This window comes from Mesorhizobium sp. P170090, assembly GCF_057786115.1.
The window spans coordinates 4563624-4578006 of the sequence record NZ_JBYNWH010000001.1 but is presented as its reverse complement, the minus strand read 5'-3'; the positions used below and the strand labels follow the sequence as shown (position 1 = coordinate 4578006).

10 protein-coding genes are annotated in these 14383 nt (G+C 64.1%); 7 read left to right on the top strand and 3 right to left on the bottom strand.

Going from position 1 to position 14383, the window contains the following annotated elements; genetic code table 11:
• Nucleotides 1-193 precede the first annotated feature (193 nt).
• Nucleotides 194-571 carry a COG4315 family predicted lipoprotein gene (locus tag AC3EML_RS22290; RefSeq protein WP_023725729.1) on the bottom strand — a complete coding sequence of 126 codons (378 nt, stop codon included), beginning with the start codon at nt 569-571 and terminating at the stop codon, nt 194-196.
• Between the two features lie 217 nt (nt 572-788).
• Between AC3EML_RS22290 and AC3EML_RS22285 the strand changes: the two genes are divergently transcribed.
• From AC3EML_RS22285 to AC3EML_RS22270, 4 genes are all read left to right on the top strand, one after another.
• On the top strand, nt 789-1538 hold the full coding sequence (locus AC3EML_RS22285) for a cytochrome c biogenesis CcdA family protein (protein ID WP_352520451.1): 750 nt from the start codon (nt 789-791) through the stop codon (nt 1536-1538).
• Nucleotides 1539-1659: 121 nt separating this feature from the next.
• Entirely contained in the window at nt 1660-3033 is a 1374-nt protein-coding gene (gene glmU, locus AC3EML_RS22280; protein ID WP_352520450.1) for a bifunctional UDP-N-acetylglucosamine diphosphorylase/glucosamine-1-phosphate N-acetyltransferase GlmU, read from the top strand.
• Nucleotides 3034-3227: 194 nt separating this feature from the next.
• Nucleotides 3228-5051, top strand: a complete 1824-nt coding sequence (gene glmS / locus AC3EML_RS22275; RefSeq protein WP_488505315.1) for a glutamine--fructose-6-phosphate transaminase (isomerizing) — start codon at nt 3228-3230, stop codon at nt 5049-5051.
• Nucleotides 5052-5143: 92 nt separating this feature from the next.
• Nucleotides 5144-5914, top strand: coding sequence for a DUF502 domain-containing protein (locus AC3EML_RS22270; RefSeq protein WP_031199028.1), 771 nt, complete (start codon nt 5144-5146; stop codon nt 5912-5914).
• Here the strand turns inward: AC3EML_RS22270 and recG are convergent.
• Nucleotides 5866-7974: an ATP-dependent DNA helicase RecG gene (gene recG, locus AC3EML_RS22265; protein WP_352514847.1), complete on the bottom strand. Its 2109-nt coding sequence runs from the start codon at nt 7972-7974 to the stop codon at nt 5866-5868. The genes AC3EML_RS22270 and recG overlap by 49 nt on opposite strands.
• Nucleotides 7975-8288: 314 nt before the next feature.
• Here recG and AC3EML_RS22260 point away from each other — a divergent pair, with 314 nt between their 5' ends.
• Both AC3EML_RS22260 and mfd read left to right on the top strand, forming a co-directional pair.
• The gene (locus tag AC3EML_RS22260; protein WP_023681561.1) at nt 8289-8576 is read left to right on the top strand and encodes an FAD assembly factor SdhE; all 288 of its coding nucleotides are present in this window, start codon (nt 8289-8291) and stop codon (nt 8574-8576) included.
• 10 nt (nt 8577-8586) lie between these two features.
• A complete protein-coding gene (gene mfd / locus AC3EML_RS22255) occupies nt 8587-12078 on the top strand; it encodes a transcription-repair coupling factor (protein ID WP_352520449.1) in 3492 nt (1163 codons plus the stop codon).
• On the opposite strand, the gene AC3EML_RS22250 is transcribed toward mfd, so the two are convergent.
• Nucleotides 12075-12227 (bottom strand): hypothetical protein, encoded by a 153-nt coding sequence (locus tag AC3EML_RS22250; RefSeq protein WP_352520448.1) that lies wholly within the window; start codon nt 12225-12227, stop codon nt 12075-12077. The two genes, mfd and AC3EML_RS22250, sit on opposite strands and share 4 nt — an antisense overlap.
• 728 nt (nt 12228-12955) lie before the next feature.
• On the opposite strand from AC3EML_RS22250, the gene AC3EML_RS22245 reads away from it, so the two are divergent.
• Nucleotides 12956-14329 (top strand): class II 3-deoxy-7-phosphoheptulonate synthase, encoded by a 1374-nt coding sequence (locus tag AC3EML_RS22245; protein ID WP_023688326.1) that lies wholly within the window; start codon nt 12956-12958, stop codon nt 14327-14329.
• The last annotated feature ends 54 nt before the right edge of the window (nt 14330-14383 follow it).

Sequence of the window (14383 nt, the reverse complement as noted above, 5' to 3'; positions counted from 1 at the left end):
GCCGCAATACACTCTTAGAGTGTATGGAGAAGATCACAAAATTTTTGTCTGGGAGGGTTCGTGTTTCGAGCCACCGGGAAAGGCGCCGCGACCAGTTCGTGCTGCCCGTAAATGCCGAACTGGTCGCCGGGTCGCTTGGAGCCGGCGGCCACCCGAGTCCCGCCGATGGGGTGCGGGATAGAGGTTCGGACGATCAGTCGGCCTTGACGATGTGCCAGACTTCGCCGACGCCGTCGCCGGTGATGTCACCGGCCTTCTTGTCCTTGATGAAGGTGTAGACCGGCTTGCCGTCATAGGCCCACATCTTGGTGCCGTCGGTGCGGTCGACGATGGTCCATTCGTCGTCCGCCTTGGCGCCATCCTCGGCCTTCAGCGGCGGCCAGTTGGTGGCGCATTTGTCATAGCAGTTGGTCTTGCCCTTCTCGTCCTTGTCATAGGTATAGAGCGTCATGCCATTGGCATCGGTGTAGATCTTGGTGCCACCGACTTCCGCTTCCTTCCACGCTTCGGCGGCGAAGGATGCGGCGGTGCTGAGCAGAAGGGCGGCCAGGCCGACGGTGATCGTTTTCATGGAAATCTCCCTGGTGATCCGACGAAGCGCGCAGAAATCGCGGCTTCGCTTTGTGAACGCTCGGCGAGGGACATTTCTTCCCCGGCTTGGTCAACTTGGGATTGGCCGCCAACAATTCGTCCGCCGGAGCGTATCTGTAGCCAAATGCCACACGATGGTGATTGGCGAACACGGGTTTGCACCGCTATATCGGCGCCAGGGAATCTGGAGTTCTGGAATGCCATTGGACATCGGCTATGTCAGCGCGGTCGGAGCGGGGGCGATCTCGTTCCTGTCGCCTTGCGTGCTGCCGCTGGTGCCGCCCTATCTCTGCTACATGGCCGGCGTGTCGGTCGACGACTTTCGCGGTGGCGGTGCCGGCGTCACGGCCAAGGCCGGCGCCCGCGGCGCGCTCATCTATTCCTCGCTCGCCTTCGTACTCGGTTTCTCCACCGTGTTCGTGGCGCTTGGCGCCGGCGCCTCGACCATCGGCCACTGGCTGCGCGTCTGGCAGGAGCCGCTGGCGATGGCGGCCGGGGTGCTGATCATCCTGATGGGGCTGAATTTCCTCGGCATCCTGCGCATACCACTTCTGTCGCGCGAGGCGCGCTTTCAGTCGCAGGGCAAGCCTGCCAGCATGGTCGCCGCCTATGTCATGGGGCTGGCCTTCGCCTTTGGCTGGACGCCGTGCATCGGCCCGGTGCTGGGGCCGATCCTGACCTTGGCCGGCGGCCGCGAGACGGTGGGCGAGGGCGCTCTTCTGCTTGCTGCCTATTCGCTTGGCCTCGGCATTCCGTTCCTGATTGCTGCCCTGTTCTCCGGCGCCTTCATGCGCTTCCTCGGCAGGTTCCGCGTCCATCTCGGCCGCGTCGAAAAAGCCATCGGCGCGCTGCTGGTCGTCGCCGGCGTGTTCTTCCTCACCGGCGGCGTGCAGACGGTGTCCTACTGGCTGCTCGAGAATTTTCCGGTGCTGGGCCGGCTGGGGTAGCGATCCGCTGATCGAGAGTGAACTGCCTCATCACCTCACCGGAATTTAACCGCATTGGTGCAGCATGACGCCAGATGCTACCACTCTGCGATTCCTGATCCCTTTCATACGGTTGCCATCCATGAGCCAGAGATCCTGCCTGTCCGTCATTCTCGCCGCCGGTGAAGGCACGCGCATGAAGAGCGCGATGCCGAAGGTGCTGCACCAGATCGCCGGACTGCCGATGGTCGCCCATGTGGTGAAAGCGGCCGAGGCCGCCGGCGCCCGCAGCCAGGCGCTGGTGATCGGCCATGGCGCCGATGATATGCGCAAGGCGGCGGCGAAATTCGCGCCCAAGGCCGAGACCTTCGTGCAGGAGAAGCGGCTCGGCACTGCGCATGCCGTGCGGGCTGCGCGCGATGCGATATCAAAGGGTTATGACGATATTCTCGTGATGTTCGGCGACACGCCGCTGATCGACGCTGAAGCCCTGGTGACCGCGCGGCAAAAGCTTGCCGATGGCGCGGCTGTTGTGGTGATCGGCTTCCGCCCGCCCTGCCCGACCGGCTATGGCCGGCTGATCGAAAAGGGCGGCAAGCTCACCGCCATCCGTGAGGAGAAGGACTGCTCCGCCGAGGAAAAGAAGATCGGCTTCTGTAATGCCGGCATGATGGCGGTGGCGGGCAAGCATGCGCTCGACCTGCTCGACCAGGTTGGCAACAAGAACGCCAAGGGCGAGTTCTATCTCACCGACATCGTCGAGATCGCCAGTGCGAAAGGGCTCGATGTCGTTGCCACCGAAACCAGCTTCGAGAGTGCGCTCGGCATCAACAACCGAGCCGAACTGGCGCAGGCGGAAAACATCTGGCAGACGCGTCGCCGGCACGAGGCGATGCTGTCGGGCGTAACGCTGATCGCGCCGGAGACCGTGTATTTCTCGCACGACACCGAAATCGGCGCCGATACGATCGTCGAGCCCAATGTCTGGTTCGGACCGGGCGTGAAAATTGCAACCGGCGCCAAGATCCACGCTTTCAGCCACATCGAAGGCGCAACCATTGCCTCCAACTGCGATGTCGGGCCGTTCGCGCGGCTGCGGCCGGGTGCCGATCTTCGCAACAAGGCCAAGGTCGGCAATTTCTGCGAGGTCAAGCAGGCGGTCATCGAGGAGGGCGCCAAGGTCAATCATCTGACTTATATCGGCGATGCCCGTGTGGGCGCGGGGGCCAATATCGGCGCCGGCACCATTACCTGCAACTATGACGGCTACTCGAAGTTTTTCACCGACATCGGCGAGGGCGCCTTCATCGGTTCGAACTCGTCGCTGGTGGCGCCGGTTACGATCGGCAAGGGCGGCTACATCGCCTCGGGTAGCGTCATAACCGAAAGCGTGCCGGACGATGCGCTGGCCTTCGGCCGCGCCCGCCAGAAGACCATTCCCGGCAAGGGCAAGGAATTGCGCGAGCGCTTCGCGTCTGCCGCAGGGGCGAAGAAAAAGGCCGGCACCGGCCATTAACCGCCGAAGCAATTGAACAACCGAGGAATTGCGGTAACCGGATTGCAAGAGCGGTGTGTCATGGTGCATCGGGTTGAGAAGCGTTCCGTTACAGCAGACGAAACGCAAAGTGACTTTCGCGGCGGGCCGGCAATCCCTAGATAGCGCTGGTTTTCCATCGGGACTGGTTTTCCAGGTGAATCGGGGGCAGGCGCATGTGCGGTATCGTCGGAATTGTCGGCCAGAGCCAAGTCGCGCCGCTCATTGTCGATGCTTTGAAGCGGCTTGAATATCGTGGCTATGACTCCGCCGGAGTCGCCACCGTCGAGAAAGGTGCGCTCGGCCGCCGCCGCGCCGAAGGCAAGCTCATCAACCTCGAACGCCGGCTGAAGGAAGAACCGCTCGACGGCACCATCGGCATCGGCCACACGCGATGGGCGACCCATGGCGTGCCCAACGAGACCAACGCCCATCCGCATTTTTCCAACGGCGTCGCCATCGTTCACAACGGCATCATCGAGAATTTCGCCGAGTTGCGCGATGAGCTGATCCGCGACGGCTATTCCTTCTCGTCGCAGACCGACACCGAGGTCGTAGCACATCTGGTGGCGCGCGAACTCGCCAAGGGGTTGAAGCCGATCGAGGCGGCGCATCAGGCGCTGAAGCGGCTGGAAGGCGCCTTTGCTCTGGCCATCATGTTCACCGGCGACGAGGACCTCATCGTCGGCGCCCGCAATGGCCCGCCGCTGGCCGTCGGCCATGGCGATGGCGAGATGTTTCTGGGCTCCGACGCCATCGCGCTGGCGCCCTTCACCAATTCCATCACCTACCTTGAAGACGGCGACTGGGCGGTGGTGCGCCGCGATGGCGTCACCATCTTCGACATCGACGGCAAAGAGGTTGCCCGCAAGCGCCAGCAATCACTGTCGACCAGCTTCATGGTCGACAAGGGCAACCGCCGCCATTTCATGGAAAAGGAAATCCATGAACAGCCCGAAGTGATTTCGCATACGCTGGCGCACTATGTCGATTTCGTCTCCGGCGTGTCGAAGCCGCTGGAACTGCCGTTCGACTTCGCCAAGATCGGCCGGCTGGCGATCTCGGCCTGCGGCACCGCCTATCTAGCCGGCCTGATCAGCAAATACTGGTTCGAGCGCTATGCGCGGCTGCCGGTCGACATCGATGTCGCCTCGGAATTCCGCTACCGCGAAATGCCATTATCCGCTGATGATGCCGCCTTCTTCATCTCGCAGTCCGGCGAAACCGCCGACACGCTGGCCTCGCTGCGCTATTGCCGCAAGGCGGGCATGAAGATCGGCGCCATCGTCAATGTGCGCGAATTGACCATGGCGCGCGAATCCGACGTCGTGCTGCCGACGCTGGCCGGGCCAGAGATCGGCGTCGCCTCGACCAAGGCTTTCACCTGCCAGCTCTCGGTGCTGGCCTCGCTGGCGGTGCGCGCCGGCGTGGCCCGCGGCACGATCTCGAAGGATGAGGAAAAGACGCTGGTGCGCGCTCTTTCGGAGGCGCCGCGCTACGCCAACCATGTGCTCAAGCTCGAGGAGCAGATCGAGCGCATTGCGCGCGAAATCTCGCGCTACAAGGACGTGCTCTATCTCGGCCGCGACACCAATTTCCCGCTGGCCATGGAAGGCGCACTGAAACTCAAGGAAATCTCCTACATCCACGCCGAGGGCTACGCCGCGGGCGAGCTGAAGCATGGGCCTATCGCGCTGATCGACGAGAACATGCCGGTCATCGTCATCGCGCCGCATGACCGTATCTTCGAAAAGACCGTGTCGAACATGCAGGAAGTGGCGGCGCGCGGCGGCAAGATCATCCTGATCACCGACGCCAAGGGCGCGGCGCAGGTCAGCGTCAAGACGATGGAGACGATCATCCTGCCCGACGTGCCGGAAATCATCTCGCCGATCATCTACGCGCTGCCGATCCAGATGCTGGCCTACTACGCCGCCGTGTTCATGGGCACCGACGTCGACCAGCCGCGCAATCTAGCGAAATCGGTGACGGTGGAGTAGTCGGCGCTCATCGGGGGTCTTAAAAACTTCGCAGTTCCAAAGCGCCGTCCGCTTCACTAGTGTGGCGCTGCAACCCGCGCCCCCGGTGAACCATGTCCGATGCTCCCAGAACTTCCGGCATGACCCGGCTGAGGAACTATTTCCTCACAGGCTTTATCGTCTGCGCGCCGCTGGCGATCACCGCCTATATCGCCTGGTCGTTCGTCGGCTGGGTCGATTCCTGGGTGAAGCCGTACATTCCGGCGCGCTACAGCCCCGACACCTATTTGCCGTTTCCGGTGCCCGGCTTCGGCCTGATCGTGGCGCTCGTGCTGATCACGCTGATCGGCTTCATGACCGCCAACATCGTCGGCCGCGCGATCGTCAATTTCGGCGAACGGCTGCTTGGCCGTATGCCGCTGGTGCGCGGCATCTACGGTTCGCTGAAGCAGATATTCCAGACGGTGCTTTCGAACAAGGGTGATATGTTCCGCCAGGTCGGGCTGGTCGAATATCCGCGAAAAGGCGTCTGGTCGCTGGTGTTCGTCGCCAGCGAGAAGGAAACCGAGATCAACCAGAAGCTCGACCATGCAGGCGACCCGATGATCGCCGTGTTCATGCCGTGCACGCCGAACCCTACCACCGGTTTCCTGATGTACGTGCCGAAATCCGACATCGTGCTGCTCGACATGACGATTGAGGACGGCGCCAGGCTGATCGTCTCGGCCGGGCTGGTGGCGCCCGAAGTCAAGCCGAAAATGGTGACTATGAACGGCCAGCCGATCGACGGAGATCTCGCCAACCCGCCGCTTGGCGGGATGATCGCCGAGGGCGCTCAGCCGGCGCGCAAGAGCCGTACGGCCTCGTCGCGGCCGAACAAATAGAGCAGCAGGCGCAGCGCCTCGCCGCGCTCAGACTGTAGTTCCGGGTCGCGCGACAGGATCAGCCTTGCATCGTCGCGGGCTGCTTCGAGCAAGTCGGCGTGCACCTCGATGCGCGCCACCTGGAAGCCCGGCGTGCCGGACTGGCGGGTGCCGAGCAATTCGCCTTCGCCGCGCAGCTTCAGATCCTCTTCGGCGATCAGGAAACCGTCCTCGGTCTCGCGCATCACCGACAGCCGGCGCTTTGCCGTCTCGCCGAGCGGGTCCTTGTAAAGCAGCACGCAGGAAGAAGGCTTGTCGCCGCGCCCGACGCGGCCGCGCAGCTGGTGCAGTTGCGCCAGGCCAAAACGCTCGGCATGCTCGATGACCATGATCGTGGCGTCCGGCACGTCGACGCCGACCTCGATAACGGTGGTGGCGATCAGGATGCGGGTTTCGCCGGCCTTGAAGGCGCGCATCGCCTCGTCCTTTTCGGCGCCCCTCATGCGGCCATGGACGAGGCCGATGCGATCGCCGAACAAGGGCTGCAGCGAGGCAAAACGGTCCTCGGCCGACATCAGCTTGATCTCTTCGGATTCCTCGACCAGCGGGCAGATCCAGTAGATCTTCTGGCCGTCGGCAACGGCATCAAGCATGCGCCCGACCAGCTCGTCCAGCCGTTCCAGCGGCAGCGTGACGGTGCGGATCGGCTGGCGGCCAACCGGCTTTTCCGTCAGCTTGGAGACGTCCATGTCGCCGAAGGCGGTCAGCACCAGAGTGCGCGGGATCGGCGTCGCCGTCATCACCAGCATGTCGGGGGCGTCGCCCTTGGCGGTGATGGCAAGCCGCTGGTGGACGCCGAAGCGGTGTTGCTCGTCGACCACGGCAAAGACGAGGTCGTGATAGGTCACCGTTTCCTGGAACAGCGCATGGGTGCCGACGACGATGTCGATCTCGCCGCTGGCGAGACCTGATAGCGTTTCAGTGCGTTCGCGGCCCTTTTCGCGGCCGGTCAGGATAGCGACGCGCAGGCCGGCCTGTTCGGCCAGCGGCGTGATTGTCGCCAGATGCTGGCGCGCCAGGATCTCGGTCGGCGCCATCAATGCCGCCTGGCCGCCGGCCTCGACTGCGCGCCCCATGGCCAGCAGCGCCACTACCGTCTTGCCGGAGCCGACATCGCCTTGCAGCAGGCGCAGCATGCGATCGGGGTCGGCCAGATCGGCATTGATTTCGGCAAGCGCGAATTCCTGGCTGCCGGTCAATGAATACGGCAGGGCTGCGCGCAGTTTCTCGACGATGCGACCGTCGCCGATGAGCGGCCGGCCCGACAGCCGGCGCACTTTTGCCCGCACCAATGCCAGCGAGACCTGGCCGGCGAGAAGCTCGTCATAGGCAAGGCGGCGCCATGCCACCCCCTCGATGGCGACATCGATCGGGTCCGCGGGATAGTGGATGCGGGCGAGCGCGTCGGCGAAGGCGGGGAAAGTCTGCTTGCGCATGAAGGCGCCGTCCTGCCATTCCGGCAATTCCGGCAGCCGGCCGAGCGCCTGGCCGATGGCGCGGCGCAGCACCTTGCCCGACAGGCCGGCGGTCAGCGGATAGACCGGTTCGACCAGCGGCAGTGTTTCCGCCTCGCTCACCAGGGCGATATGGTCGGGATGGACCATGGTCGGGCGGCCGTTGAACCACTCCATGCGGCCGGAGACGACGACATGCTCGCCCACCGGCATCGCCTTTTCGAGATAGGCGGCATGGGCGTGGAAGAAGATCAGGCCGATCTCGCCGGTGTCGTCATGGGCATAGACGCGGTAAGGCACCGACCGGTTGCCGCGCGGCGGCGGCTGGTGGCGGTCGATGCGCACGTCGAGCGTGACGATGGCGCCGGCCGGCGCAAGCGCGATGCCGGGACGATTGCGACGGTCGATGACGGTGTGCGGCAGCACGAACAACAGGTCGCCCGCGCGCGCCGGCCGTTCGCCGAGATCGGCCGCCACCACCTTCTCGATCAGAGCGCCAACCTTGGGGCCGACGCCGGCAAGCGAAGTGATGGGGACGAAGAGAGGGTCGAGGAGGGAGGGGCGCATGCCTTTACCCTCCCCCCTGTGGGGAGGGTCGATCCGCGAAGCGGAGCGGGGTGGGGGTAGGTGCGCGTCTAACTTTCGAGGAAGTCGGTAGGTCAGCGCCGCACCCCCACCCCGTCTCACTCGCTTCGCTTTGCGAAGCGTGCTCGCCGACCCTCCCCACAAGGGGGAGGGTGAAGTGCGGGTGGTGTCCGGCACCAGCGTTGTCAGGAGTGTTCTTCACACCCGGGATGTTTAGCCGCCCACCCGTGCGTTGCAAGGCTGACACCGCCCTCTATCCACGCTATATGCGCCGCACCAAGCAAGGATGCGGCACGATGACCGGGACGAAACGATCAAGCGAGGGGCTGGATATCAGGCGCCGCAAGCTGTTGTTCCGCTCTTGGCATCGCGGGATGCGCGAGATGGACCTTATCCTCGGTACGTTTGCCGACAACGAGATCGGCGCCTTGACCGGCGATGAAATCGACCAATATGAAAGGCTGCTCGACATTCCCGACACCGAATTCCTGCCCATGGTCACCGGCGAACGCCCGGTTCCCAGGAATATCGACTGTGCCGTCCTGCAAAAGATCCTGGCATCGCGCCGGACCATGACATTTTAAACGTGCAACCATGAGCCTCATTCCCAAAATCGGTCTGCCGAAAGGCCATGCCGGCCAGTTCATCGTCGACGGCGTTGCCGATGGCTACGAAGCCTTTGCGCTGGTGCAGGCGATCCATGAGATTGCGCCTGACAAACCGGTGCTGTTCGTGGCGCGCGACGGCCAGCGCCTGCCGTCGATCATCGAGGCGCTGACCTTTGCCGCCCCCGGCCTGCCGGTGCTGGAGTTGCCGGCCTGGGATTGCCTGCCCTATGACCGCGTTTCGCCAGGCTCCGATGCCGCTGCCAAGCGGCTCGACGCCCTGACGGCGATGATCGCGCTGGCAAAAAAGCCGCATCGCGCGGTCATCCTGACCACTGCCAATGCGCTGCTGCAGCGCATTCCGCCGGCCGATCTGGTCGAAGCGCAGACTTTCCACGCAAAGCCCGGCAACCAGATCGACATGAACGCGCTGGTGTCCCGGCTGGAGATTTCCGGCTTCGAGCGGGTGCCGACGGTGCGCGGTATCGGCGAATTCGCCGTGCGCGGCGGCATCCTCGACCTCTACGCACCCGGCTGGACGGAAGCACTGCGGCTCGATTTCTTCGGCGACACGCTGGAATCGATCCGCGTCTTCGACGCCGCCACGCAGCGCACCACCGGCCAGCGCAAGTCGATGGCGCTGCAGGCGATGAGTGAAGTGGCGCTGACCCCCGAAACCATCAGCCGCTTCCGCCGGTCCTATATCGAAGCCTTTGGCGCACCGCAGCGTGACGACGGGCTTTATGCGGCGGTGAGCGAGGGCCGGCGCTTCGCCGGCATGGAGCATTGGTTGCCGTTGTTCTACGAGCGGCTGGAGACGGTATTCGATTATCTGCCTGATGCGCCTGTCATCTTCGACCATCTGGCGCACGAAGCGCTGGCTGAGCGTCACACGCTGATCCTCGACCATTACGAAGCGCGCCGCAAACAGGCCGACGCCGCCTTGAAGGACGCCGTGCCGTACAAGCCGGTGGCGCCGGACCTGCTCTATCTCTCGCCGGAAAATCTCGTGGCGTCGCTCGGACCGCGCGAAGCCATCGACTTCACTGCTTTCGATGCGCCCGATGTCGGGACCAGGAAGGTCTTCCATGGCGGTTCGCGCCATGGCCGCAGCTTTGCCGAGGAACGGGCTGACCCAAACATCAACGTCTTCGATGTCGTCGTAAAACACATCGCCGACGAGCGCGCGGCGCGCCGCCGGGTCATCGTCGCCGGCTGGACCGAAGGCTCGCTCGACCGGCTTGGCCAGATCCTGGCCGAGCACCATCTCGGCAATCTCGTGCCGGTGGCGACGCTGGCCGAGGCGGAAAAGCTCGAGCCGGGGCAGGCGGCACTCGCCGTGCTGCCGCTGGAATCCGGCTTCGAGACCGAACAACTGGTTGTCGTCGCCGAGCAGGACATTCTGGGCGACCGGCTGATCCGCCGCTCGAAGCGCAAGAAGCGCGCTTCGGATTTCATTGCCGAGGCCTCGTCTCTGTCGGCCGGCGACATCGTCGTCCACGCCGATCACGGCATTGGCCGCTTCATCGGCCTGCGCACCATCGAGGCGGTCGGCGCGCCGCATGACTGCCTGGAAATCCACTATGCCGGCGACGACCGGCTGTTCCTGCCGGTGGAAAACATCGAGCTTCTGTCGCGCTACGGCTCTGACACAGCCGAGGCGACGCTGGACAAGCTCGGCGGCGGCGCCTGGCAGTCGCGCAAGGCGCGGCTGAAGAAGCGCCTGCTCGACATGGCCGGACAGCTGATCCGCATTGCCGCCGAGCGCCAGATGCGTACCGCGCCGCCCATGGTGCCGGCGGAAGGGCTTTACGGCGAATTCTCGGCGCGCTTTCCCTATGAGGAGACCGACGACCAGCAGGGCGCGATCGATGCCGTCGTGGACGATCTCGGCGCCGGCAAGCCGATGGACCGGCTGATCTGCGGCGATGTCGGCTTCGGCAAGACCGAAGTGGCGTTGCGCGCCGCCTTCATCGCGGCGATGGAAGGGTTCCAGGTCGCGGTCGTGGTGCCGACGACGCTGTTGTCGCGCCAGCATTTCAAGACCTTTTCGCAGCGCTTCTCCGGCCTGCCGATCCGCGTCAGCCAGGCCTCGCGGCTGGTCGGCGCCAAGGAACTGGCGGAAACCAAGAAAGGCATCGCCGAGGGGCAGGTCGACATCGTCATCGGCACCCATGCACTGCTCGGGTCGGCGATCTCGTTCAAGAATCTCGGCCTGCTGATCATCGACGAGGAGCAGCATTTTGGCGTCAAGCACAAGGAACGGCTGAAGGACCTCAAGACCGACGTCCACGTGCTGACGCTGTCGGCGACGCCGATCCCGCGCACGCTGCAGCTTGCCTTGACCGGCGTGCGCGAACTGTCGCTGATCGCCACGCCGCCGATCGACCGCATGGCGGTGCGCACCTTCATCTCGCCTTTCGACCCGCTGGTCATACGCGAGACGCTGCTGCGCGAACGCTATCGCGGCGGCCATTCCTTCTATGTCGTTCCGCGCATCAGCGATCTCGCCGAAATCCATGATTTCCTGCGCGAATCCGTCCCCGAGCTGAAGGTGGCGGTGGCCCATGGCCAGATGCCGCCGGGCGAACTCGACGACATCATGAACGCCTTCTATGACGGCCAGTACGACGTGCTGTTGTCGACCACCATCGTCGAATCCGGGCTCGACATTCCGACCGCCAACACGCTGATCATCCATCGCGCCGATATGTTCGGCCTGTCGCAGCTCTACCAGCTGCGCGGCCGCGTCGGCCGTTCCAAGGTGCGGGCATATGCGTTGTTCACGCTGCCGGCCAACCGCAAGCTCACCGACACGGCCGAGCGCCGGCTGAAGGTGCTGCAGTCGCTGGACACGCTTGGCGCCGGGTTCCAGCTCGCCAGCCACGACCTCGACATCAGGGGCGCCGGCAATCTACTCGGCGAAGAACAATCCGGACACATCAAGGAGGTCGGCTTCGAGCTCTACCAGCAGATGCTGGAAGAGGCGGTGGCCGAGGTGAAGGACTCCGGCGAGGTCCAGGACGGCGGCTGGTCGCCGCAGATCGCTGTCGGCACGGCTGTCATGATCCCGGAAAGCTACGTGCCGGACCTTCAGCTCAGGCTGGCGCTCTACCGCCGCCTTGGCGATCTCGAAAACACCGAGGAGATCGATGCTTTCGGCGCCGAGCTGATCGACCGCTTCGGCCCGCTGCCGGAGGAAGTGAAGCATCTGCTCAAGATCGTCTTCATCAAGGCACTCTGCCGCAGGGCCAATGTCGAAAAACTCGATGCCGGCCCCAAGGGCGTCGTCATCCATTTCCGCAAGCGCGAGTTTTCCAACCCGGTCGGGCTGGTCAAGTACATCGGCGAACAGGGCTCGCTGGCCAAGATCAGGGCCGACCACAGCGTGGTCTTCATCCGCGACTGGCCGACAGCCGAGAAGCGTCTGGCGGGCTCGGCTGTCGTCATGACGCAGTTGGCGCGGCTGGTGGCCACCTAGACTTTCGGATGGAAATTCGACTGCAACTGCAGGTCGGATGCCGAGAACGTGCCGGCGCCGACGATGACGTGCCCGGCAGGCACGGTGAAGCCGCGCGCGGCGCCGGCGCCTTTCAGCAATCCGGCCCGGCGGTCCGGGGTCGGACTCACGAAAACTGCCGCCCGGTTCCAGCCGGCAACTGTCGACGGTGATCGCGCCGAGAAGCTGGCTGCCCGAACCGAGCACCGTCTCACCGAACACCGCCGCGCCGTTGAGATAGCGGCCTTGATCGCCGATCACGATCGAGGCTCCCGGCCTGTTGGCCTTTGCAGTAAAACCGCCTTCGCCAAACTGGTTGCGTGAGCCGACGCGGATTGCGCCGGCGGATGCTTCGAACAGTGTGTTGGCGTGGAAAATGTTGGCGTCGCCGATCTCCAGCGCGCCACCGTCGGTGCAGAACAGGTAGACGCCGGGGAAGAAGACGTTGCCTCGCCCGATGACGGCGCCTGCGGAAATCAGCGTGGAGTAGGGGTCGTAGATCACGTTGCCGCGCTCGGACAGGCCAACAACCTCTTCGATCGTAAACAGGCCTTGCTCGCGGCGCACGCGGTCAAGGTAGGCGGACACGGACATAGGGACTCCATGGAGAATTGTTGCGCAGCGGACGATGACCGGCGCGACTACATCGGTGAGGATCGATTCTGGCACCAAGGGATATTGCACAGCCGTCGCGAAGATAAGAAGCCAAAGTGGGTCGCGGCATGGAGCTCCCCATCATTCGCCAGCGCTTGAATTCCGGTCTAGAATAGAAAATCGGCTTCGTGTATGGAGCCGCCATCCCCATATGGGGCGGGAATGGCGGGCAAAAGCCTGCTGGAAAGAGCGTTTGGGTGCAGCGATGACGAAATGGTCGCCGAATTCTTGGAGAGCAAAGCCGATCAAGCAGGTTCCTGCCTATCCGGACCTCGCCGCGCTGAAGAACACGGAAGCCCAGCTCGCCACCTTTCCGCCGCTGGTTTTTGCCGGTGAGGCGCGCAAGCTGAAGAAGCAGCTTGCGGCTGTCGCTGCCGGCGACGCATTCCTTCTGCAGGGCGGCGATTGCGCCGAGAGTTTCGCCGAACATGGCGCCGACAACATCCGCGACTTCTTCCGCGTCTTCCTGCAGATGTCGGTGGTGCTGACCTTTGCCGGCGCGCAGCCGGTGGTGAAGGTCGGCCGTGTCGCCGGCCAGTTCGCCAAGCCGCGCTCGTCCGACAATGAGACCAAGGGCGAGGTGACGCTGCCAAGCTACCGTGGCGACATCATCAACGGCATCGAGTTCGACCCCAAGTCGCGTATTCCCGACCCGGCCCGCCAGGAAATGGCCTACCGCCAGTCGGCGGCGACGCTTAACCTGCTGCGTGCCTTCGCCCAAGGCGGCTACGCCAGCCTGGAGAATGTGCATCGCTGGATGCTGGGCTTCGTCTCCGACAGCCCGCAAGGCGAGAAGTATGGCATGCTCGCCAACCGCATCACCGAGACGATGGACTTCATGAAGGCCGTCGGCATCACCTCGGAGACCAACTACGCGCTGCGCGAGACCGACTTTTACACCAGTCACGAGGCGCTGCTGCTCGGCTATGAAGAGGCGCTGACCCGCGTCGATTCGACCTCCGGCGACTGGTACGCAACGTCGGGCCACATGATCTGGATCGGCGACCGCACCCGACAGCCCGACCATGCGCATGTCGAATATTGCCGCGGCATCAAGAACCCGCTCGGCCTCAAATGCGGCCCGTCGCTGACGACTGACGGCCTGCTGGAGCTCATCGACCTGCTCAATCCGGAGAACGAGCCGGGCCGGCTGACGCTGATCGCCCGCTTCGGCTCCGACAAGGTCGCCGACCATCTGCCGAAGCTGGTGCGCGCGGTGCAGAAGGAAGGTCGCAGCGTCGTGTGGTCGTCCGACCCGATGCACGGCAATACGATCGAGGCTGCCGGCTACAAGACGCGGCCGTTCGACCGCATCCTCAAGGAAGTGCAGACCTTCTTCGAGGTGCATCGCGCCGAAGGCACGCACCCCGGCGGCATCCATGTCGAGATGACCGGCAAGAACGTCACCGAATGCACCGGCGGCGCCCGCGCCATCACCGCCGAGGAGCTGCAGGACCGCTATCACACCCATTGCGACCCGCGCCTCAACGCCGACCAGGCGATCGAGCTGGCGTTCCTGGTGTCGGATCTCTTGAAGAAGAGCCATCCGGTGCAGCACAAGCAGGTGGCTAACGGCTGAACCCGTTTTCAGAATTGAAATGATAAGCGCCAGAGAAATCCGGCGCTTTTTCGT